This is a genomic window from Psychrobacter sp. AOP7-B1-24 (genome assembly GCF_052376215.1).
Taxonomy (GTDB): Bacteria; Pseudomonadota; Gammaproteobacteria; order Pseudomonadales; family Moraxellaceae; genus Psychrobacter.
Genome location: NZ_JBQSVL010000005.1, coordinates 67557 through 90540 on the forward strand (window position 1 = coordinate 67557; position 22984 = coordinate 90540).

The window sequence follows — 22984 nt, forward strand, 5'->3', positions numbered from 1 at the left end:
CTAGGCTGCCCCAACGTTAGCGAATAGCGCACGGTCTTTTATGATGTCACCACTGGCAGCGACTTGTTGCTTTTGTGCTTCGGCAAAATCAAGCATACGTTGTAAAGGTTTGCTAGCTGCTGCTGCCAGCTCAGGCGTCATCAATACTTCACCACTACGCTGCGTTAAGCACTGTTCAATACCTTTTAGACCATTCATTGCCATCCAAGGACAAAACGCACAGCTCTTACAACTGGCGCTTTCGCCTGCGGTTGGTGCGGCTAAAAACCGTTTGTTTGGTGAGCGTTTTTGCATCTCGTGCAAGATACCCAAATCAGTCGCCACAATAAAGGTATCGGCATCCATCTCATAAGTTGATTTTAATAATTTGCTAGTGGATCCGACCACATCGGCAAGCTCCACCACGCTATCAGGTGACTCAGGATGGACTAATACCTTAGCGTTTGGATATCCTTCTTTTAACTGCAACAGCTCAGTAGCTTTGAATTCATTGTGTACTAAACAAGAGCCTTGCCACAGCAGCATGTCTGCACCAGTCTCACGCGCAATGTATTTGCCCAAGTGACGGTCAGGGCCCCAAATGATGGTTTCACCTTGGGCATGTAAGTGGCGGACAATATCGATACCAACAGATGATGTCACTACCCAATCCGCACGGGCTTTGACCGCAGCGCTGGTGTTGGCATAGACCACGACCGTACGCTCAGGATGGGCATCACAGAATGCGGAAAATTCATCAACAGGGCAGCCCAAATCAAGCGAGCATTCGGCTTCTAAATCTGGCATCAGTACCGTCTTTTCCATACTCAGTATTTTGGCCGATTCGCCCATAAAGCGTACACCTGCGACTACCAATGTCTGTGCGCTATGTGCTTGACCGAAGCGTGCCATCTCAAGTGAGTCACCAACGCAACCACCAGTCGCTAATGCTAAATCTTGAATAAAAGGGTCGACATAATAATGTGCGACCAGTACGGCATTGTGTTCTTTTAGCAGTTTCTTGATATTAGCCTCAACCACCAAACGCTCAGATCGTGGCAGATCTGCTGGCATTTTTGCTTTGGCATATTCGATATTCATGCGTGCGGCAATATGATTATCATGGCTCATGATGGGTGCGTCATACGGATAAGTTTTCATAAGTACAAACCTCTAGTGCAGTAACGACAAGTCATCTGCCGCTAAAAGTGATATCAACCTCAAAATACGATTGGCTGTGCCAAATTAGTCCAATTTAAGACATCGTATTGATAGGTTTTTAATTATGCTCTTTTTGAGCATAAATACAAGTGGTTTTTTATATACTCCTTTTAATAGAGTATGTATTTGTGCAAAATGCTTTCTCTCACTTCTCACTTTTAGCCGTCGATGTTCTTTTAGCAGTTGATGTTTACAACGGTAGACTGTGATAGTTATAGATTCACGCTATACTAAGTCATACGATAAATAATAAGTGTGATGGACTTTTTATTGCACGTTAAAAGATAAAGTTTATTGCACGCTAAAAGATAAAAGGATAATTACTAAAATCATGACGTTGTCTTATTCACATGCGCATCAGCAGGGTAGCGGAACCACTGAGGTCGTTGCGGTTCTAGTTGCGATTACAGATCATACGGCACGAGTACTCACAGTTGATCAAGGTAAATTGTTGCCTAATGGACCACTCATGCCTTTACATCGCTCGCTACAGTCTGGCGTACGGCAGTGGGTAGAAGAACAGACGCAGCAGCCACTGGGTTATTTGGAGCAGTTATATACCTTTGTCGATACCAATAGGCGTAACGTCGATGGTCATGCGTTGGTCTATGTGAGTTACTTGGGATTGGTGCAAGAGACGCAAACGCAGCAGCTGCAAAGCAAGGCAGTATGGCGAGATTGGTATGATTATTTCCCGTGGGAAAATCATCTAGATGGTATGCCAAGTATCATTATGGATTTTATTGTACCGGCATTATTGAGCTGGGCAAATAGTATGTCAGATTCAGTTGATCAGCAGCGCCGTCGGCAGCGTATTGGCTTGTGTTGGGGGTTGAGTGAGAGGTTTTTAGCAGATCATGGTATTGAAAACACAAAAGCTGTTAATAAAAATGCTGGCGAGCATATCCATGACAGTAGAGAGTGGGTTGCTGAACATGTGTTACTGCGCTACGAGATGCTTTATGAGGCAGGGCTGATTCCGGAGTCTACTTATTACCAGCCACAAAAACTGCCAAAAGACTGGGCACAGATAATAGGCACGCCGATGTACTATGATCATCGCCGAGTGATTGCCACTGCTATCTCAAGGCTGCGTGCCAAGATTGAATATCGCCCGCTTATCTTTGGTTTAATGCCAGACGCCTTTACCTTGTTGCAATTACAGCAGAGCGTGGAAGCACTATCAGGAGTGCGTTTGCATAAACAAAACTTTCGCCGTCTACTAGATTCTCAGAATCTAGTAACAGAGACAGGAGAGAGTAGTAGTGCGCAGCGTGGTCGTCCTGCCAAGCTTTATCGGTTCTGCCATGATATTGAGCTACAAAGTTTATTGATGGATAGCAAATTGCCTAAGCGAAAATAAACACTCAAATATTATTGCACTTCCTAAACTACTATCGTGCTCTATGTCTATTGGTTTTATCAGCCACATGAAATAGTGTCATTTTCTTGCAGGGTCATGAACTTTACGTTATATTTATGCTCACTTTGAGTTTAATAAAACTGAATAGCAGCATTATATTAAGGGTTACCTATGACAAGTAACAAAGAACCTGCATTAAATGACGTATTGCTTATACCTCTAGTAGAAGCTGCTTTAACCGAAGATTTGGGTCGGCGCGGTGATGTGACCTCCCAAGCCACGATCCCTGATGATATGCAAGCTCAACTAGAGATTAGAGCGCGGCAGGCAGGTGTGATATGCGGTATGGATTTGGCACGTTTGTCTTTTGCGCTGGTTGATGCTCAGATTGAGTTTACCGCTCAGGTTGATGATGGTGAGCTGGTTGACGCTGGTACCGTATTGGCTAGCGTTCGTGGTAATGCGCGTCATCTGCTAACGGCAGAACGCACGGCGCTTAATTTTATGACTCATCTTAGTGGGGTTGCGACAGCGACCCGACAAATTGTAGATAGCGTGGTTGGTTATCCAGCGCAGATTACCTGTACACGTAAGACCATACCAGGCCTACGTATTGTCCAAAAATACGCAGTACGATGCGGTGGCGGGCGTAATCACCGTCTAGGATTAGATGATGCTATCTTAATCAAAGACAATCATATTGCCATTGCTGGCGATATAAAAAAAGCCATTCAGCAAGCCCAAAGTTTTGCAGGTCATCTCATTCCCATTGAGGTAGAAGTCGATACTTTAGAGCAACTAGCGCAAGCATTAGATGCTGGGGTGAGTTTGGTTCTTTTGGACAACATGTCACCTGAGCTATTATCACAAGCTGTGGCTATGTGCCAAGGTCGAGCTAAGACTGAAGCATCAGGTGGTATCACTCCAGATACCGTTAAAGCGGCTGCCCAATCAGGTGTGGATTTTATTGCTATGGGCTACCTAACGCACAGTAGCACGGCACTAGATATTGGTTTGGACTTTCATGCATAGATAATATAACTATAGGTGATCCACTATAAAATAAATACAGCGATACGGGTTACATTTTTCGCAGCCTCTGTCTGCGTAGGCACAGCAAGCAAGAAAAATGTATCTCTTTTATTTAGGACTGACTATACATAAAGTTAATGATTTAATTGGCTTATCTCCCTATGCTACAATATAAGCCACAATGCTATTTTCACCGTTTATTGGGTCATCGTTGCACTCGCACGATGGCCTTAATTTTTTCAGCAGTTGTATCTCAAATAAACAAGTGAGTGCTCAGTGAATACTGAAATCATCAAGATAATCTTAGCCTTTTTGGTATTGATTAATCCGTTTAGCGCCTTGACGTTATTTTTGGATTTAACCCGCGGTTATTCAATGAATAATCGACGTAAAGTTGCGCGTGTTGCCTGCTTGACGATTTTTATCACAATCAGTTTTTTTACCGTAGCAGGTGAGGTTTTACTAAACGCACTTGGTATCTCGATAGGTTCGTTTCAGTTGGCAGGTGGTATCTTAGTATTTCTAATTGCCCTCAATATGATGAATGGTGAAGGCAATCCAGTTAAGCCTGACCAAGAAAACTTCGATGTCGATCATGTACAAGATTCACCAGCTTCGATGGCAGCTGCTGTGGTTCCTCTTGCTATTCCGATGATGATTGGACCTGGTGGTATTTCCACGGTTATTATTTATTCTGCCCAAGTCTCTGGTGTGAAGGAAGTATCTGCCATCATGATTGCTGGACTGTTTATTAGCTTGTTTTGCTATGCAGCATTAATGGCCGCAGGTCGCATCAGCCGTTTGTTAGGAGATACAGGGCTTAACATCATGAGTCGAATTATGGGTATGCTACTGGCTGCAGTCTCTATCGAAATCATCGTAAACGCATTACGTACTTTGTTTCCTAGTTTGGCATAATGGCTTTGTGTATCATATCAGCGTCAATTTTTATCCTTTCACCCTTCAGGCTGTAGAAAAAATGACAGCCTACTGTTCGTTAAAGCTAGTTATCAGTTTAAATTGGTCATCAGTTAAATCTAACATCAAGAACTAATATCAAAAATATATCAAAAAACTGTCAATTAAGATGAGTTGTCAGTTGCCTTTTACTACTTCCTGACTATTACAAAACCGAGAATTTGATTAAAAAAAACATTTTTTACAGCGTAGCTATGCCTAAAATAATAGCGATAAATCACCAAAAGTATTGAGAATAAACATCACCTATAAAAATATGTTAGATTATAAAGACAATTAATACTATAGGAGCTAACTTTGAGTAATAAAAGAATTGCTATTTTAGGCGCAGGTCCAAGTGGCTTAGCACAATTACGCGCTTTCGAAGCGGCCCGATTGGCTGGTGCTGAAAACTTACCTGAGATAGTTTGTTATGAAAAGCAAAATGCCATCGGCGGTATGTGGAATTATAGTTGGCGTACCGGTTTAGACAGAAACGGTGAGCCTGTTCACGGCAGTATGTACCGCTATTTGTGGTCGAATGGCCCAAAAGAGTGCTTAGAATTTGCAGATTATTCATTTGATGAACACTTTGGTGAAGCCATCCCTTCATACCCACCACGTGAAGTGCTAAAAGACTACATCATGGGTCGTATCGACAAGCAAGACATCCAAAAATATATTCGCTTTGAGTGCCCTGTACGTTGGGTAGCATTTGACAATGACACGCAAAAATTCACTGTGACAGTGATGAACCATAAAACCAATGAGCAAGAGGTCGAAGAGTTTGATTATGTCGTGGTAGCGACTGGTCATTTCTCAACGCCAAACATGCCGTATTTTCAAGGTTTGGAAACTTTCCCAGGTCGCATCCTCCATGCGCATGATTTCCGTGACGCATTGGAATTCAAAGACGAAGATATTTTACTGATTGGTAGCAGTTATTCAGCCGAAGATATCGGTACGCAGTGTTATAAATACGGCACCAAATCAGTCACTATCAGCTATCGGACCCAAGCTTTAGGTTACGATTGGCCTGATGGTATTAAGGAAGTGCCTTTAGTGACTCATTTTGAAGATGATGTGGCGCACTTTGCCGATGGCACGAGCCAAAAATTTGACGCCATTATTATGTGTACAGGGTATTTGTTCCATTTCCCGTTTATGCCAGATGAGCTACGTCTGCAAACGCATAATTGCTTGTATCCTAAGAATTTATATAAAGGTATCTTTTGGCAGCCCAATCCAAAGCTTATTTATTTGGGTATGCAGGATCAGTATTTCACCTTTAATATGTTTGATGCACAAGCGTGGTATGCCCGTGATGTGATTATGGGTGATATTAAAATACCTGATTTGGCGACACGTACAGCAGACGAGCAAGAATGGGTGGCAACGTATGCTAAGTGCGCGACGGTTAGCGATTCCATTGACTTTCAAGCCGCCTATATTCGTGATTTGACCAATGCAACAGATTACCCAGAGTTTGCGGTAGAAAAGCAGGGTGATATCTTAAAAGAATGGCAAATAGACAAAACCGACAATATCATGACCTTTAGAGAAAAAGGTTATCGTTCGACATTGACGGGTACGTTATCCCCTGAATTACCAGAGCCGTGGTTGGATGTGCTTGATGATTCGCTTGAGCACTTTTTGAATATGTCGCTTGTGAAGCCCAAAAATCGTAAAAAAGCGTCGTAAATAAGTAGCATCGTTAACAATGATTATTGTCTAAAAAGATAAAAGCCAAATACGTTTCAGCGTGTTTGGCTTTTTTTGTGAATGGTATATATAGCGGCCATATTAACCATAGTCGGTTCAATATAATTTGGATACAAGGAAGGCGAGTGAAAATACTACAACTCGTAGACTAAGCAAGCCTGACACCGTATCCAATTTATAGAGGATTGACTATATTAACTATTATATAAGTGCCACGCTAAGTACAGCATCAGTATGCCGACCAATCCGTCGAGTATATTCCATGCTTTTGGTTGGGAAAATAATGGTCGAAGCAGTCGTGCAGCATAACCTAAGGCAAAAAAGAAACAGAACGATGCACTGACGGCACCCACACCAAATGCCAGTTTGCTACTAGCACCTGTTGAAACCATGCCAACGAGTACCAATGTATCTAGATAGACGTGTGGATTGAGCCACGTAAAGCCAAAACACAATAACAGTGCTTTTTTTAAGCTGGTAACGGCTTGACCATCCACTGTTAATGCATGTGAGTGTCGAATACTGGCGTACAAACTTTGTAGCCCGTAAACCAGCAAAAACAGCGCACCTGCGAATCTGGCGATATCTACCGCATGTGGATAACGAGCTGTCACCGCGCCAAATCCAGCAACACCTGCTGAGATTAATAGTGCATCGCTGACGGCACAGAATAGGCAGATAAAAAATATGTGTTCACGTTTGATACCTTGCTTCAGTACAAAGGCATTTTGTGAGCCAATCGCTAAGATAAGCGATAGTCCAAGTAAAAAGCCAGAGGTATAATCGGTCACATTCATCATAATGGGCTCATCATTCAGAGAATAGATGTGTTTAAGGCATAGGAATATTGACACTTTGCTTACTGGCAGTGCCAAAAAAAGCTGTTAAGATACGTTATTGAATCAATATATGCAATACGAGCACAATGTGAGTGCGTGGGATAAGAGGCAAGGTAGGTCATGGTAGTAAGTTTGACGAGAATATTCCAGTCATTTGGACAAGAATCCGATGACCTGCCAACACAAGCGGCCAAGAACGCTCAGGAATTGGGCGCCAGTCAAGAAATAGAATTAGAGGCCGCTAATATTGATAGTGTTGGTACTAACAATGCTGATGATGGAAGTGTTGATGGAGGCGAGCAAACTAACCATAAGTCTTCTCCGCTGACGCCGCCCGAGCGTGCCAACCGTATTTGTGATGCATTGGCGCAAGTGAGTGATATCCGAACCCCCACGCCTTTGACCGATAGATACCTGTCCAATCGTGCTCAAATGCGCCCAACCAATAGACCTCCTTTTGACCCAGATACCTTATGGTATCTCAAACATGGACGCTGTCCGATTATGACTGAGCTTATTGACGTGGTCGACGAGGCCACCCTAAATGCCATGCCGATTGAGGCTGTCGCGATACTAGACCGAATCAACGGTAAGTTAAAGCGCTACCGTGAATGGAGTAGTGAACTTAATGAGGCGCAGCAACAGCAGCATAATGAGCGTCAGTTCGTCATCGACAAGCTGGTGTCGGAAAGTATTCCAGAAGCATTACATCATTATGAGCAATTGCAGCGGTTCAGCCCGCATCGCACCAAAAACAACACATTACAAGGCAAGATGACCGCCGGTGACATGTTAACTGATTTGTTTTTAGAGATTGATTACGAGCTTGACGAGCTGTTAGATGAGCTACACCAAACGGTGATGAACCGTCTAGCCTCTACGCATCGTTATGTCAAAAGCCGTACACAAAGTTAATAACTGATTCTATATACAGTCAAAGAAGTCTAAAACGGGTACAGGGCAGCTGCATGCAGAATGCATAGGTAGTATCACTTAATTGATGATACGCCCTAAATCAAAAACAACAATAAAATTACCAAGCAATTTTTCTAAATAATGAGGACATTTTAATGACCCAAGTTACTGCAATGCTCTTTGCATTTGTTTTGTATGGACTGTTACCTATAGCTGGGTTATATCTAGGATATCGTACCATCAAAAAAGTCACTGCTCCTAAGATGCTAGCGTATGAGGCCATGCCGCAGTTGGGCTATATTCCCGAAAAAAGCTTGCCAGTGGAAGTTAAAATGGCACTTACTAAAATCAATGAAAAAGGTGAGAAACTGCGTGTCATTTATGGCGATACCAATAATGATGGAAAAATTGATGATAAAGATACTATCAGTGAAACCTATATCATGATTCAAAACTTAATGGATAGGCATGTACCACTTGCTGTGGCTGATTACCGCCGTTTACATGATATAGACAACGGAATCGCTGACACGACTAAAATTAAGCATTCTAATGTTACGGGGAAAGAGGCGCTGCTAGAGGTGCTTGAGACAGTTGATACTCAGTTTGATGATTTACTTAATGCCTCATATCATCAAGATGGTCAAAAGCTATTAGCAACCAACCGCTATCTACAAAAACGCTTTGATAATCCAGCTCCTGATTCAGTCATCAACGGCTATAAGACTGCTGATAGCAGCATATCTACTATTGAAGCACCTACTACTAAGTCTTCTAGTAGCGCTAAAGCCAAGGACATCACCTTGTGAATGACGTAGTATTCATGCGAGAGCCTAATAGGATAAATGAGAGTGTTATAAATAAGAAATAGTGAGTGTATATGAGTATCTTAATCGGGGCTGCAATCGTTACGACGGTCACCGCTTTTTACTTGGGGAAAAAAGGTTGGCAGGCTTTCCATAAAGCAGTCGGTATTACCCCTGGAGTGCTTGTTTATCAGAATGATGCTGCGCCACTGTCATTATCTAAATTAAGCTGGCAGCAACTAAATTTAAATAAAAAATATTTGCAAAACTTGTCAGAGCAGCAACTGCGCCAACTAAAATGTATCGATGAAAAAGTTAATAGCTATCAATCTTATCAAAAAACACGACAAGATCAGCATAAAGGATCTGTGGTAACAGAACAGCAGTTTGTACTGAATAAGATGTTGTACACTCGGCTGCCTGAAATGCTTGCCAGTCACAACCAGCTAGTTACTATGAATAAAAGCACTGATAATGTGATGAGTAGTGAAAAAAAAGTGGAAGCCAATCAGCTATTAGAGAGTGTTTTCAATAATATTGAGCAACGTTTGGATCAGTTATTGGCGCAAGTAGACACACAGCAGCTGCAAGAATTACGAGCTATGAAAAAGTATATTGACAGTCACGATAGCTAAGCCTACGTCGTCAGGCTTATCATCTCTTACTATAAAATACACACAAGAAAGCAGCCAATGATGAATAATCATTAGCTGCTTTCTTGTGTGTCACTTTAAACATATAGCTTTAAAACGATAAGAGTCTCAACATAATGATTACTTAGCGTTTATTGTTGCGATCACGGGTATTACGTGTACCACGGCTGGCAGGACTAGCACTGCTTTTAGGTTTTGCACTGCTTTTGCGATTGTCGCTACGACTATCAGTAGTGCGACGCGCTTTAAGCGGCTTGCTTCTGATACGTTCTTGCTTCTCTTTAGCCGCACCATGCAGACCAGTACCATAACGTGGGCGCAAGCTTACTAAGTCTGTCAAGGTATTGATGTCTTTTCTATCCAGTTCTAAGAAACGACCGGTACGCAGCTCTTTTGGCAGAGCAATCGTACCATAGCGGGTGCGTAGTAGACGGCTTACTTTTAGGCCTTGTGACTCAAATAAGCGACGTACTTCACGGTTACGCCCTTCTTTTAGCTGGACGTGATACCACTTATTGACACCTTCACCACCACCTTCTTTGATGTCTTCAAACTGTGCTACACCATCTTCTAGCATGACGCCAGCAGTCAGTGTGCGGGCGATATCAGGCGTCACTTCACCCAATACACGTACGGCATATTCACGAGTGACTTCACTAGATGGGTGCATCAAGCGATGCGCCATTTCACCATCATTGGTAAATAATAATAGGCCAGTTGAATTAATGTCCAAGCGTCCGACCATGACCCAGCGATCATGGGTTAGCTTTGGCAAACGTTCAAAAACGGTTGGACGGCCTTCTGGATCTTTGGCAGAACAGACTTCGCCTTCAGGCTTATAATAAGCGATAACACGGCGACGCTTTTCGTTTTCAGAGGTGTATTTGATCTGACGACCATCAACACGAATCTCATCGCCTTGCTCGACACGATCACCAATGGTTGCTGGACCGTTATTCACAGTGACGCGACCGGCTTTGATAACTTCTTCCATTTGACGGCGTGAACCAAGCCCCATACGGGCAAGGGCTTTTTGTAGTTTTTCGTCTTTCATAATGATTTCCTGGAGTCGGTGGGTTTACATTTCTCAATGTAAAAAATTGGATTGAGTATTATACGTTATTTAGCACTACTTATCAGCAGAGTTACAAATTATTATGATGGGTTGCGTACGGAATATTTATATAGAAATTATAGAGTTAGGTGCGACTATATTATGCTTGATTGTATTTCATTGACATATATTTCAGATAGATAGTAAGTGATAACTTCGAATAACTGCTTTTATTATATTTATAAAAAACAACAATACAATTTAATATACATATTAATAATAAATCATTGATTGTCATAAAACTTTTGTCTTGTTATTATATTCACTTAGGCGGATAATAGCGTTGTTATTTTATCTCTCAAAAAAACGAACAAGCGCACTATTAATGATTGTTAGATTATATATTTGAGTGCTCCATATATCAAATATATCAAATATATCTGAGATATTTATAAATGATAGTGCCTAAATATCAGGCGCTTATGTTAGTAGGTAAGCCGTTACTTTATAGTATCTTTACCATGTAATCGTAGTAAACAGCTGAATATTTCTTGGCTATTATAGAGACTGATAAGGTCGTTATTATGCATCACTCCTCCAAAATTGTTTGTTCACTATTAGTCATAGTCTTTGGTCTTGTATCAGGTTGTGCTACGACGGTAAGTGGTGGACTTAAATCTGGAGATTTACCACCTGTAGGTGATTTTACAGCAGAAAATGGTTTGCAGTTTAATATACAGCCTTTGAATTTAGCGACTTTACCAGTCAAGCAAGCGCCCAAAATTAATAATGATATTTATCAATTGATTCAGACATCGGGTCGAGTCGACTATCGTATCGCCCAAGGTGATGTTTTAAATATTAATTTGGTTGATTATCCAGATCTAACGCCATCAGGTGTTAGCAATACTAGCAACCCTTATGCTTCAGGGTTTCCTGTAGATCAACAAGGATTTATCCAGTTTCCTCTTATTGGACGTATTAAGGCTAGCGGTATAAGCGTGCCTCAGTTTACGGCAAATTTACGAGGACAACTGCAACGCTATTTAAAATATCCAGACCCTCAGGTGAAGGTCGTTAACTATCGTGGCAATAAGTTCTTTATTGATGGTGAGGTCAACCAACCAGGTGAGTTTGTTATTGCGGATACGCCTGTTTCGTTATATGGCGCGATTTCTATGGCAGGCGGTGCGACAGCTACAGGTGATTCAAACAGTATCGTATTGAACCGTAAAGGCAAGAGTTACAACATCGGCTTGCAGTCATTGCGAGAGGTTGGGTCATCAGGAAACCAAATCTATTTGCGAGATGGCGACTCAGTTCATGTGAATAGCCAAAGCCGTAATAAGGTTTACGTATTGGGCGAGTTTGGAAAAGTTGAGCCTGTAGATATTCCTGAGCAAGGATTGAGTTTGGCTCATGCATTAGGCGAGTCAAGAGGGCTTGATTCTAATACCGCGAACGCAGCTAAGATATATATCGTTCGTGACAATCCTGATTATCAGCGCACCAATATTTATTATGTTGATATGCAGACTATTACTAGCTTTGCGCTCGCCAACCGCTTTGATATGCAACCCAATGATATTTTGTATGTTGATCCAACAGGTCTGGCACGCTGGAACCGAGTCATCAGCGCGTTATTACCTTCTACCTCTGCAATCAATGTTATTTCAGGGTTATAAGCAAAGCGATATATTATGGCATATTGACAATATTTTAGTGGTTTGTGTGGGTAATATTTGCCGTAGCCCCATAGCAGCGGCCATTATGAGTGAGCAGTACCCAAATAAGCACATTGACTCTGCAGGAGTATCGGCAGTTATTGGTCATTCTGCTGATCCAAAAGCTGTGGAGCTGATGGCAACGCATCATACAGATATAAATAAGCATATTGCTAAACAGATCAATCAAGAAATGACAATAGCGGCAGATCTCATTCTGACTATGTCAACCAACGAAACCAAGTGGATAGAATCGCAGTGGCCACATTGCCGCGGTAAAGTCTTCAAAATTGGTCATTGGCTAGATAAAGATATTGAAGACCCTTATGGTCACGATGTGTCAGCATTCGAGACTGCCAGAAAAAATATTATTAGTAGCCTTGAGCTGTGGGCTGACAAAATTAGTTGAGTAGCGAGTGTATGAGTAAAGAGTCACAAAAATCCTCAGAATCTGTCAGCGATCGAGATAACGATGAGATTGACTTATTAGCCTTGCTTTGGGTGTTATTACGTGGCTGGAAAATGATCGTTATTTTTGCGCTACTGGGTTTGACGATTGGCGTGCTGTATAGCCGCTATGTAAACCCGACATTTCAAGCGGATGCCTTGTTGCAACTTGATGACCAAGATCAAGGTATCTCGGCACTTGGAAGCAATATTTCTGAGTTAGTGGCACCACAAGTTAGCAAAGCGGATACAGAGGCAGAGCTCATCAGATCACGAATGATTTTAGAGCCAGTGGTTAATCTATTGCATTTGCGTATTCGTCTAGATGATCAAAACGTCAGTTATATCGATAGAATCAAAAGAAGTCGTACTAATACACAAATAAATACGGCTGAAGGCGTCGCGTTAAAAACTGATAAAGGTCAGGCAAATATCAGCCAGTTTGACGTCTCGCAAGCCTACCTAAACCGTTCATTTACTTTGGTTAGGACTGAAACAGGTTTTTTACTTAGTAATGGCAGTGATAATTTTAAAGGATTGTTGAATAAGCCGTATAAGTTTAAAGGGGTTGATGGGACGATTCAAATCACGGTAAACGATTTACCGAGCATTCAATATCCTATTAGTATTACCAAGCAGTCTTTACAATCTACGATTAGTGCTATTAATAGTGCATTGTCAGTGGTAGAAAAAGGGCCGCAAACAGGTGTCATTCAAATGTCGCTGGCAGGGCAAGATCAAAAGCAAGTCAGTTTGATTTTGAAGCAGATTGTTTTATCGTATGTCGACCAAAACCAATCTCGCGGTTCTGAAGAGACGACTAAAACGATTACTTTTATGGAAACTCAGATTCCTGCGCTCAAGAAAAAACTTGAAACGTCTGAGGTTGCATTTAATGAGTTTAGAAAAAAATATGGCACCATTGATGTTGCCAAAGAAGCAGAATTATTAGTCACAGAAAGCTACCAAATAGACAGTCAGCTCAATGAATTAAAGCTCAAAAAAGCCGAACTAACGACGTATTACACCGAAGAGCATCCATTAGTAGTTCAGATTAATGACCAGCTAAAAGTACTAAATGATAGAAAGAAAGAGATCGATGCGACCGTCGGCCGTTTACCTGAGATACAGCGAGAGTTTTTAAAATTATCGGAAGACGTCAATATCAATCGAGAAATTTATCTTACTATGCTCAAAAATTATGAGCAGTTAAAAATTGTCAAAGCAGGACAGATTGGTTTTGCTCGTATTATTGATTTACCGATTAGTAGCTTTAACGCCATTGCTCCCAAAAAGTTACAGATATGGATACTTGCAATGTTACTGGGCGGTATGCTCGGAACCATGTTGGTATTGTTCAAGAACTTATTTCGTAATGTGGTTAAAGATCCTGATAACTTGGAATCTAAGACAGGTGTGCCAGTTATTGCCACGGTGCCACGTTCCAAACCATTGCTACGACTCACAAAAAATAAGTCAGCCCCTAACCGGTTACTCACTTATATTGACCAAGATAGTTTGAGCTATGAAGCCATCAAAAGTTTAAGAACGTCGTTGATGTTTGGCATGCCAGGACAAGATGATACAGGCTCACAGGCCAAGGTCATTCTAATATCTGGAGAGAGTCCAAAAGTAGGTAAGTCTTTTATTGCAGCCAATTTGACAGAAGCATTTGCTCAGCTCAATAAAAGAGTACTTATTATGGATGCTGACATGCGTTTGGGTGAGTTGCACAAAATATTTAAGATTGAACAAACCACTGGACTGGCCGAGTATTTCTCGCAGGATGATGTCACCGTAGCTGGTGTTGTCCATCATACCAATATCAATAATATTGATTTTATGCCACGTGGTCAGCATCCACACGACCCTTCCTCGTTGTTGGCTAGTGATAAGTTTGGTGAGTTAATGGCAAAACTGATGGCGAGCTATGACTATATTGTCATTGACTCACCACCTATATTGGCCGCGTCAGATGCGATCATACTGTCACAACATGCGGATAAAGTGTTAGTAGTGACCAGATACAACGATTCATCAGAAGGGCAATTGGCGTATGCCATCAAGCGAATGAATAAGGCCGATGTTCAGGTGGATGGCATTATTTTGAATGATATACAGCAAGGTATTATGGATAAACACAGTTATCACTACAGTTACGCGTATGGTAAAAACCGCTAGTTAGCGTTATGTGTTTATTACTTAGAATCAATAAAATTTAGGTAGGTGGGTCTTATGTTTATAAAAACAGAGTCTAACAGTGCTTATCAGTCATCCAATAAGCTGAATCAGTGGTCGAAATATATCGCTTTATACTTATTGTCATTACCCAGATTTGTCAAATGCTCTATTTTATTTAGCATAGATTATGCTGCATCAATATCTTGCTTACTTTTGGCATTGGCATTACGACAAGGATATGTGGCACCTTACATCAGCAATATGACATTGGCGTTATATGCATTTATTCCTGTCGCCAGTTTATATTTTATGGGGTTTTATAGAGGGGCTTCTAGGGGGTTTTTTGATGCGGTAATGGGGCGTGTACTACAGCTGTTTCTATTACTTATTATCGTTTATCAAGTTCTTATTTACGTAAACCCAATGTCGATGATACCTCGATCAGTACCTATCATCTTTCTATTTCTATCTTTTATTTGGTTGTGGAATAGCAGACTGATAATACGAACCTTTTTGAAACGACTACAGAGATCAGATAAAAAGCGTAAAACAAAGGAATGCTGCGACAATGTGATTATTTATGGTGCAGGAGAGGCGGGTAGAGAGCTATTCGAGAGCTTGAAGCACTCTTATAAATACAATGTGGTGGCATATATCGATGATGATAATCATTTGGCAGGTGCTTATTTGCATGGTAAAAAAATATATGCTGAACACGAATTAATATCATTAATAGAAACCTTTAAAGTGGCACAGGTCATCTTGGCAATGCCTTCTATGGGCCGTGCTCGTAAAAAACAAATCATGGATCAGTTATCAGATATCTCTGTCAAAATAAACGACGTGCCTAGCTTGCGCGAGCTGGCTGATGAAAGAGTGACGGTCAGTCACATACGACCTATCGACATATTGGACGTACTGGGCCGAGATATCGTTGAACCTGTTGCTGAGTTGCTACAAAAAAACATCACCAATCAAAGTGTTCTTGTAACAGGGGCAGGTGGTTCGATTGGTAGTGAGTTATGTCGGCAAATTATTAAAAACAAACCTAAGTGTTTGGTGTTATATGAACAGTCTGAATATGCCTTGTATACCATAGAACAAGAGCTTAGAAATAAAAAGAAAGAAAATGTTGAATACCAAGATATTGAGATTGTCAGTATTATCGGAAGCGTGGTGAACGAAAAAAAATTAATCGATATATTCAAAAATCACCATATAAATACCATTTATCATGCTGCCGCATACAAGCATGTACCTATTGTTGAGTCCAATCCTTTTGAGGGCACAATCAACAATACCAAGGGTACTTATCATTGTGCATGTGCTGCGATGGCAGCTGGTGTTGATACCTTTGTTTTAATTTCTACTGATAAAGCTGTACGACCGACTAATGTCATGGGAGCATCAAAACGCTTGGCGGAGCTAGTCTGTCAGGGCCTTAGCCAACAGAGCAGCCATACTTGTTTTAGCATGGTACGTTTTGGCAATGTGTTGGGGTCGTCGGGATCTGTGGTACCTCTGTTTACCAAACAGATTGAGCAGGGTGGTCCGATCACTATTACTCATCCCGAAATAACCCGATATTTTATGACGATTCCAGAGGCGGCTAGCTTGGTGATTCAAGCAGGTGCAATGGCGTTTGGTGGTGAGGTGTTTGTGCTAGATATGGGCGCACCAGTAAAAATTGTGGATCTTGCTAAGCGTATGATTCGTCTGACTGGCTGTGAACTAAAAGATGATGACAATCCCGATGGTGATATTGAAATTATTTTTACTGGCTTAAGACCAGGTGAAAAACTGTATGAAGAGCTAATCATTGGCGAAGATAACATTGAAAAAACCTTTCATCCGTTAATCATGCAGGCAATGGAACACAGCTTTCCCTTAGAAGATATCGAAAATATTTTGTTCGAATTTATAGAACGCTCAAAACAGCAAGATATTGTTTGGCTGAAAACTCAATTTAAGCATTTTGTAGCAGGTTATCGAGAGGATGATGCCTCCAAAAAAATAGTGAAATCTATCCCTAACATTAAAGAAATCGAAGAGGTTTGTTAAAATTACGATGATAAATATAAATAATATAAAAATAGCTATTATTGGTCTAGGGTATGTTGGCTTACCACTGGCTGTAGAGTTTGGTAAGAAACTACCTGTCATAGGCTTTGATATTAATGCCGCTCGGATAAATGAGCTGACATCAGGTGTAGACCATACTTTAGAGGTGAGTGATGATGAGCTATCAGAAGCAAAACATCTAAGCTATAGCGCTCATATGGCAGATCTTAATGACTGTAACTTTTTTATTGTGACAGTACCCACGCCTATTGATGACTATAAGCAACCAGATCTAACGCCATTGATAAAAGCATCAACCGCGATTGGCGGTATTCTGAAGCAAGACGATATCGTGGTTTATGAGTCTACGGTCTATCCGGGTGCTACCGAAGAAGTTTGTATTCCCGTATTAGAGCAAGTATCTGGCTTAACTTTTAATCAAGGTTTTTATGCAGGCTATAGCCCAGAGCGTATTAACCCAGGTGATAAAGAGCACCGAGTCACCAATATTCTAAAAGTAACGGCTGGATCTACTCCCGAAATTGCCGATTTTGTCGATGAGGTATATAACCTTATTATCACAGCAGGAACGCATAAAGCGCCAAGTATTAAAGTAGCAGAAGCGGCAAAAGTGATAGAAAACACGCAAAGAGATGTGAACATTGCGTTAATCAATGAGTTGGCCGTTATTTTTAATAAGATGAATATTGATACCGAAGCTGTGCTTACGGCAGCGGGTACCAAATGGAACTTTTTGCCGTTTCGCCCAGGCTTGGTAGGTGGACACTGTATCGGTGTTGATCCTTACTATTTGACGCATAAAGCTCAGGCGATTGGTTATAACCCAGAGATTATACTGGCTGGTCGTCGTCTGAATGATGGCATGGGCGAATATGTCAGCACACAGCTCATTAAAACGATGATAAAGAAACGTATTCAAGTAGAGGGTGCCAAAGTATTGATACTAGGGCTAAGTTTCAAAGAAAACTGCCCTGACGTACGTAATACGAAAGTCATCGATATCGTGCATGAGCTACAAGAGTACAATATTGAAGTCGACGTTTATGATCCTTGGGTTGATGCAGCATCGGCTCAGCATGAGTATGGTGTCAACCCTATAGAGATGCCGCTCGATAACGAATATGACGGTATTGTTCTAGCCGTTGCGCATCAAGAGTTTCTTAAAATGGGTGCAGAGACGATTCGTAGCTTTGGTAAAGAGTTGCATGTTCTTTATGATCTCAAATATGTTTTTGCCAATGCAGATACTGATATTCGTTTATAGACATTTTCTCTTTCTGATAAGTTATCAGCATTCAGCAGTACATAAAAAGCAACATATAAAAAGCAATAAGGGTCATAACAATGACAGCATACGAAGACATCAAGCAAACTTTATTAAATGATAAAAAAGTATGGCTCATTACTGGAGTAGCGGGTTTTATCGGTTCAAACTTACTTGAAACGCTATTGTTACTCAATCAAAAAGTAGTGGGCTTAGATAACTTTGCCACAGGTTTTCAGCATAACCTAGATGAAGTGCAAGCACTAGTAAGCTCTCAGCAGTGGGCAGGCTTTACCTTTATAGAAGGTGATATCCGCAATTTAGCAGACTGCCAAACGGCCTGCACAGGTGTGGACTATGTATTGCATCAAGCCGCACTAGGTTCTGTGCCACGCTCTATCGCCGATCCTATCGCGACTAATGAGACCAATATCTCAGGGTTCTTGAATATGCTGACCGCTGCTCGTGATGCCGAAGTATCTAGCTTTACGTATGCGGCCAGTAGCTCTACCTATGGTGACCACCCTGCTTTACCCAAAGTGGAAGATGCTATTGGTAACCCGTTATCGCCTTATGCAGTAACTAAGTATGTCAATGAGTTATATGCTGATGTGTTTTCTCGCACTTATGGCTTTAATACGATTGGCCTACGTTATTTTAATATTTTTGGTAAGCGCCAAACGCCAGATGGTGCTTATGCAGCAGTAATACCGAAGTGGACGGCTGCTATGATTCAAGGTGATGAGGTATTTGTGAACGGTGATGGTGATACTAGCCGAGACTTTAATTTTATTGAAAATGCTGTACAGGCTAATATCTTGGCAGCGACAGCCAGTAGTGATGCGAAAAACCAGGTATACAACGTGGCAGTCGGTGGTCGTACCACACTCAATACATTATTTGATGCACTAAAAGAAAGTCTAAGCGATAACGGTGTGAGTTATAGCCAAGCGCCAGTGTATCGTGACTTCCGTGCTGGGGATGTACGTCATAGCCAAGCTGATATCAGTAAGATTCAGAACGCATTAGGCTATGCACCGCAGTTCGATATCATTCAGGGAATTGAAAAAGCCATGCCTTGGTACGTTAAGTCTTTGAGCTGCTAGTTGTCGTTTAATATGATAAGTAAAATCCGCACTGCACTGCAAGCTGAAGACATCAGGCGATTAATGAAAAACTTCTTTTCATTATCAGTACTCAAACTAGTAAATGCTATTTTGCCGTTTGTTACTCTGCCTTATCTTATTAAGGTGTTAGGGCTCCAGCAGTATGGTGCGATTGTACTAGGGTTATCTCTGGTTGCATATTTTCAATCAATAACCAGTTACGGTTTTAATTTATCTGCGACACGAGAAATTGCAAAACATAAAGCCAGCCGTAAGCAGCTCAGTTTTATTTATAGTAAAACGCAAACTTCAAAACTTTACTTATTACTGTTTTCACTAAGTATTTTAGTGCCAGCAATTATGGTAGTACCTCAATTTAAAGAAGACTTACCAGTATATTTATTGATGTGTTTGATGCTAGCTGGTCAAACCATGTTTCCTGAGTGGTTTTTTCGTGGTGTAGAAAAAATGGGCTACATCACTATATTGGATTTGGTCGTGAAAGGTGCCTTTACTGTCGGCGTTTTTGTATTGGTTAAATCACCAAAGGATTATTGGCTCTATCCTTTGTTGTTAGGCTTGGGGTACATGTTTGTTGCGTTATTATCTCATTTCATCATTATAAGGGAATTTAAATTATCCGTTTACCCTGTAAGTAAAAGCAAGGTAATCAATACGTTAAAGTTAGGGTTTCCGTTATTTATCAATCAGTTTATGCCAAATTTTTATAACAACACCACCAGCTTTTTGGTTGGAATGTTACTTGGTAAGCAAGCAGTTGGCCTGTTTGGTGCTGTGAGACAGCTCGTGAATGTATTAAGTGTTTTTAACTCAGTCGTGTCTACAGTCGTGTTCCCATATTTAGTACGTAGACAGGATAAATTTAATATATTTAGCAAAATATATATGCTGGGATTTCTAGCAGTGGTTTCTATCTTGACCATACTGCATAAATACATCATTCAATGGATGGGGATATCTGATCCGTTGTCCTCTAATATATTTCTTATTTTGGCATTTGGTGTTACCTGTATAGTCGTTTATAGCATCTACTCTACGAACTTCTTGATACCGAGAGGGTATGACAAGACAGTTATGAAGATAACTTTTGTCGTCTCGATCGTGGGTTTATTGATGTCTTATCCATTAATTACCAATTTCGGTGTGATAGGCGGGGCAATGAATATTGCATTATCACAACTGTTTATGGGTTGTAGTGCCTTTGTTTTATACAAGAAATTCTCTAGTAGTAATAAGAAAATATCATAAAAAATATCATGAAAATTAGTAGTATTTGTTTTTTATCACTCTATTTACGATTTAATTAACCCATTCATAAATAGTGCCGTGTGTTCTTTAAGCTAAAATTTATATATAAACGAGATAACAATGAATAAAGTAATATACTTTGCCTCCTTGCCTAATGGATACTTTGGAAGTTCGGCTAATAGCTGGAGCACTTTAGACGTCAAAAAATTAGCCAGTTCATTTTTGTCAAAAAGTTATGAAGTTAGGTATATAAGTATTACAGACATACCTGAGATCAATTTTTCGAGTACAGATGTATTGATATATACCTCGTCTGATAATGAGGAGATAAGGTCTTACTTAAAAGATATTTTATATTTTAAAAAAGACCAATGTAAACTTATCCCAAACTACGAAATTCTTTTGGCTCATGAAAACAAAGGTTTTCAAGAAGTTATAAAAAACAAGTTGGGAATCGATGAATTAAAAGGCAGTTATTTTTTTGATATAAGCCAATTTAAGCAGCCCCAGCCATACGTACTAAAGACCATAGATGGGTCTGGTAGTAGCGGAGTCAATTTAATCAAGAGTGAACAAGATTTAAAGAAAGCAGTAGAGACCAATACCAGCGTATCGTTGAAACGAAAACTAAAAAACATTGTTCGGTCTTACCAGCTACCAGAAGACAGCTATCTTATTTATACTTACTATTACAAGCCGTTTAAAAGGTTTGTCGCTCAAGACTTTATAAAAGATTTGACATGTGATTATCGAATATTGGTCGTAGGTAAGCGTTTCTATGCAATGCGTAGGGATGTAAGGAAAGGAGATTTTAGAGCGAGCGGAAGTAAGCAGTTTTTTTATCATGATGTACCTCTACCGGCATTAGATTATGCAAAAGAAGTTTTTGATAAATTAAAAAACCCTTATATTTCAATGGATGTCGTTGTTAAAGATGGCCATTCATATCTGATTGAGTACCAAGGTACAAACTTTGGATCTAGTGTACTAAGAAAGTCCGATGGTTACTATGTAAGAAATAATAATGATTGGGAGTTTGTCAAAGAGCAGTCTCAACATGAAGAAGCACTATCACAGGGTTTATTAGATTTTGTTGAGACTAACTATGAATAAAAAAATAGTACACGTCATTATAGGATTACATATAGGCGGCGCTGAGCTCATGCTTAAGCGCCTAGTACTGAGCAGTAATAAAAAAGAGAAGTTTCAGCACACTGTAATCTCATTAATGGATTTAGGAGTCATTGGACCAGACTTGCAAAAGCAAGGCGTAGAGGTATATAGCCTTGGAATGCGGTCTGCATTGTCAATTCCTAAAATATTTTTACGTCTTAGACAGTTATTAAAAAAGCTAAATCCCGATGTGGTACAAACATGGATGTATCATGCTGACTTTTTGGGAGGGTTGGCTGCCAAAAGTATCGGCGTAAAAAATATTATCTGGGGTATTCGTACTACTGATGTGTCACAAGGCTCTTCAAAGATCACCGTTCACTTAAGCAAGTTGTGTGCAAAGCTTTCATATCATGTTCCAACAATGATTGTGTGTGCTGCCCATGTTGCAAAGGATTATCATGTAGGCATAGGCTACGATGAATCTAAAATGACGGTCATTGCTAATGGTTATGAGATTGATGCACTGACAGCAACGGATGCAGATGGCTTGGACATACGTCAACAACACGGTATATCTGCCGATGATATCGTTATTGGTTCTGTAGGCCGTTTTAATCCAGTTAAGAACCAAAAATTATTTGTAGATGTCGCGGCAATTTTAGTCAAAGACTATCCCAATGTGACGTTTATGATGGTGGGACGAGATAATACGGCAGAGAATAAAGAGCTACTATCTTGGATAGAAGGTTATGGTCTTACGGATAGTTTTAAATTACTAGGTGAGAGAAGTGATGTGCCCAAGTGCCTAAAAGCCATGGATGTTTTTTGTCTACATTCAAAAACAGAAGGCTTTCCTAATGTGGTCGTTGAAGCGATGCTATTGAATGTTTTTACATTAGCGACTGACGTTGGCGAGGTTGCAAGGCTGATTCCTGAAGATCAAATTGTCAGTGTAGACAAGAATGACTATAGTACAAAGTTACAGCATGTTCTGAGTAGTGAATATTTTCGTGATAAAGAAAAGCTTAATGATTTAAAGGAAAAGTCTATTGCTAAATACGCGATTGCTAATATCGTGGTAGAGCATGAGAATATTTATGAAAAGTATTAAATTGACATTAAGTAGAAAAAAAACACTGGTCGTGACCTGTGGTTTTTTTATTGCGTTGATATTTTCTCTAATACCATGGGATTTTTTTCGTGCTGCAGAGTATGTTGATCGAAGTAATTATGTAAATTATATTGACCTGTACC

The 22984-nt window shown here is 40.5% G+C and carries 19 protein-coding genes; 16 read left to right on the forward strand and 3 right to left on the reverse strand.

Annotated elements, in window-relative coordinates; all coding sequences use genetic code 11:
• Positions 1-1140 (reverse strand): quinolinate synthase NadA, encoded by a 1140-nt coding sequence (gene nadA / locus ACT3QP_RS02095; RefSeq protein ID WP_192519248.1) that lies wholly within the window; start codon positions 1138-1140, stop codon positions 1-3.
• A 391-nt stretch (positions 1141-1531) separates the two neighbouring features.
• Between nadA and ACT3QP_RS02100 the strand changes: the two genes are divergently transcribed.
• From ACT3QP_RS02100 to ACT3QP_RS02115, 4 genes are all read left to right on the forward strand, one after another.
• Positions 1532-2563, forward strand: a complete 1032-nt coding sequence (locus ACT3QP_RS02100; RefSeq protein ID WP_444524291.1) for an NUDIX hydrolase — start codon at positions 1532-1534, stop codon at positions 2561-2563.
• Positions 2564-2734: 171 nt separating this feature from the next.
• The gene (gene nadC / locus ACT3QP_RS02105; protein ID WP_444524292.1) at positions 2735-3595 is read left to right on the forward strand and encodes a carboxylating nicotinate-nucleotide diphosphorylase; all 861 of its coding nucleotides are present in this window, start codon (positions 2735-2737) and stop codon (positions 3593-3595) included.
• A 276-nt stretch (positions 3596-3871) separates the two neighbouring features.
• Positions 3872-4513 (forward strand): MarC family protein, encoded by a 642-nt coding sequence (locus tag ACT3QP_RS02110; protein ID WP_192519251.1) that lies wholly within the window; start codon positions 3872-3874, stop codon positions 4511-4513.
• Positions 4514-4870: 357 nt separating this feature from the next.
• Positions 4871-6253, forward strand: a complete 1383-nt coding sequence (locus tag ACT3QP_RS02115) for an NAD(P)-binding domain-containing protein (protein WP_192519252.1) — start codon at positions 4871-4873, stop codon at positions 6251-6253.
• Between the two features lie 215 nt (positions 6254-6468).
• On the opposite strand, the gene ACT3QP_RS02120 is transcribed toward ACT3QP_RS02115, so the two are convergent.
• Positions 6469-7071, reverse strand: coding sequence for a LysE/ArgO family amino acid transporter (locus ACT3QP_RS02120; RefSeq protein WP_444524303.1), 603 nt, complete (start codon positions 7069-7071; stop codon positions 6469-6471).
• A gap of 174 nt (positions 7072-7245) precedes the next feature.
• Here ACT3QP_RS02120 and ACT3QP_RS02125 point away from each other — a divergent pair, with 174 nt between their 5' ends.
• From ACT3QP_RS02125 to ACT3QP_RS02135, 3 genes are all read left to right on the forward strand, one after another.
• Entirely contained in the window at positions 7246-8028 is a 783-nt protein-coding gene (locus ACT3QP_RS02125) for a hypothetical protein (RefSeq protein WP_444524293.1), read from the forward strand.
• 155 nt (positions 8029-8183) lie between these two features.
• Complete coding sequence (locus ACT3QP_RS02130; protein ID WP_444524294.1) at positions 8184-8837, forward strand: hypothetical protein; 654 nt, start codon at positions 8184-8186, stop codon at positions 8835-8837.
• A 71-nt stretch (positions 8838-8908) separates the two neighbouring features.
• Positions 8909-9469 (forward strand): hypothetical protein, encoded by a 561-nt coding sequence (locus ACT3QP_RS02135; RefSeq protein WP_444524295.1) that lies wholly within the window; start codon positions 8909-8911, stop codon positions 9467-9469.
• Between the two features lie 142 nt (positions 9470-9611).
• Here the strand turns inward: ACT3QP_RS02135 and rluB are convergent, their stop codons facing one another.
• Positions 9612-10541, reverse strand: coding sequence for a 23S rRNA pseudouridine(2605) synthase RluB (gene rluB, locus ACT3QP_RS02140; protein ID WP_192520272.1), 930 nt, complete (start codon positions 10539-10541; stop codon positions 9612-9614).
• Between the two features lie 584 nt (positions 10542-11125).
• Between rluB and ACT3QP_RS02145 the strand changes: the two genes are divergently transcribed.
• From ACT3QP_RS02145 to ACT3QP_RS02185, 9 genes are all read left to right on the forward strand, one after another.
• Positions 11126-12226 (forward strand): polysaccharide biosynthesis/export family protein, encoded by a 1101-nt coding sequence (locus tag ACT3QP_RS02145; protein ID WP_225739275.1) that lies wholly within the window; start codon positions 11126-11128, stop codon positions 12224-12226.
• Positions 12207-12674, forward strand: a complete 468-nt coding sequence (locus ACT3QP_RS02150) for a low molecular weight protein-tyrosine-phosphatase (protein ID WP_444524296.1) — start codon at positions 12207-12209, stop codon at positions 12672-12674. The genes ACT3QP_RS02145 and ACT3QP_RS02150 overlap by 20 nt, the downstream gene beginning before the upstream one ends.
• An 11-nt stretch (positions 12675-12685) precedes the next feature.
• Positions 12686-14893 carry a polysaccharide biosynthesis tyrosine autokinase gene (locus ACT3QP_RS02155; protein ID WP_444524297.1) on the forward strand — a complete coding sequence of 736 codons (2208 nt, stop codon included), beginning with the start codon at positions 12686-12688 and terminating at the stop codon, positions 14891-14893.
• Positions 14894-14947: 54 nt separating this feature from the next.
• The gene (locus ACT3QP_RS02160; protein WP_444524298.1) at positions 14948-16954 is read left to right on the forward strand and encodes a polysaccharide biosynthesis protein; all 2007 of its coding nucleotides are present in this window, start codon (positions 14948-14950) and stop codon (positions 16952-16954) included.
• Positions 16955-16961: 7 nt separating this feature from the next.
• A complete protein-coding gene (gene tviB / locus ACT3QP_RS02165) occupies positions 16962-18239 on the forward strand; it encodes a Vi polysaccharide biosynthesis UDP-N-acetylglucosamine C-6 dehydrogenase TviB (protein WP_444524299.1) in 1278 nt (425 codons plus the stop codon).
• An 80-nt stretch (positions 18240-18319) separates the two neighbouring features.
• Positions 18320-19345: an NAD-dependent epimerase/dehydratase family protein gene (locus ACT3QP_RS02170; RefSeq protein WP_192520625.1), complete on the forward strand. Its 1026-nt coding sequence runs from the start codon at positions 18320-18322 to the stop codon at positions 19343-19345.
• A gap of 12 nt (positions 19346-19357) precedes the next feature.
• Positions 19358-20614: an oligosaccharide flippase family protein gene (locus ACT3QP_RS02175; protein WP_444524300.1), complete on the forward strand. Its 1257-nt coding sequence runs from the start codon at positions 19358-19360 to the stop codon at positions 20612-20614.
• A 120-nt stretch (positions 20615-20734) separates the two neighbouring features.
• Positions 20735-21727, forward strand: coding sequence for an ATP-grasp domain-containing protein (locus ACT3QP_RS02180; RefSeq protein ID WP_443487369.1), 993 nt, complete (start codon positions 20735-20737; stop codon positions 21725-21727).
• Positions 21720-22841, forward strand: a complete 1122-nt coding sequence (locus tag ACT3QP_RS02185) for a glycosyltransferase (protein WP_443487370.1) — start codon at positions 21720-21722, stop codon at positions 22839-22841. The genes ACT3QP_RS02180 and ACT3QP_RS02185 overlap by 8 nt, the downstream gene beginning before the upstream one ends.
• Positions 22842-22984 lie beyond the last annotated feature (143 nt).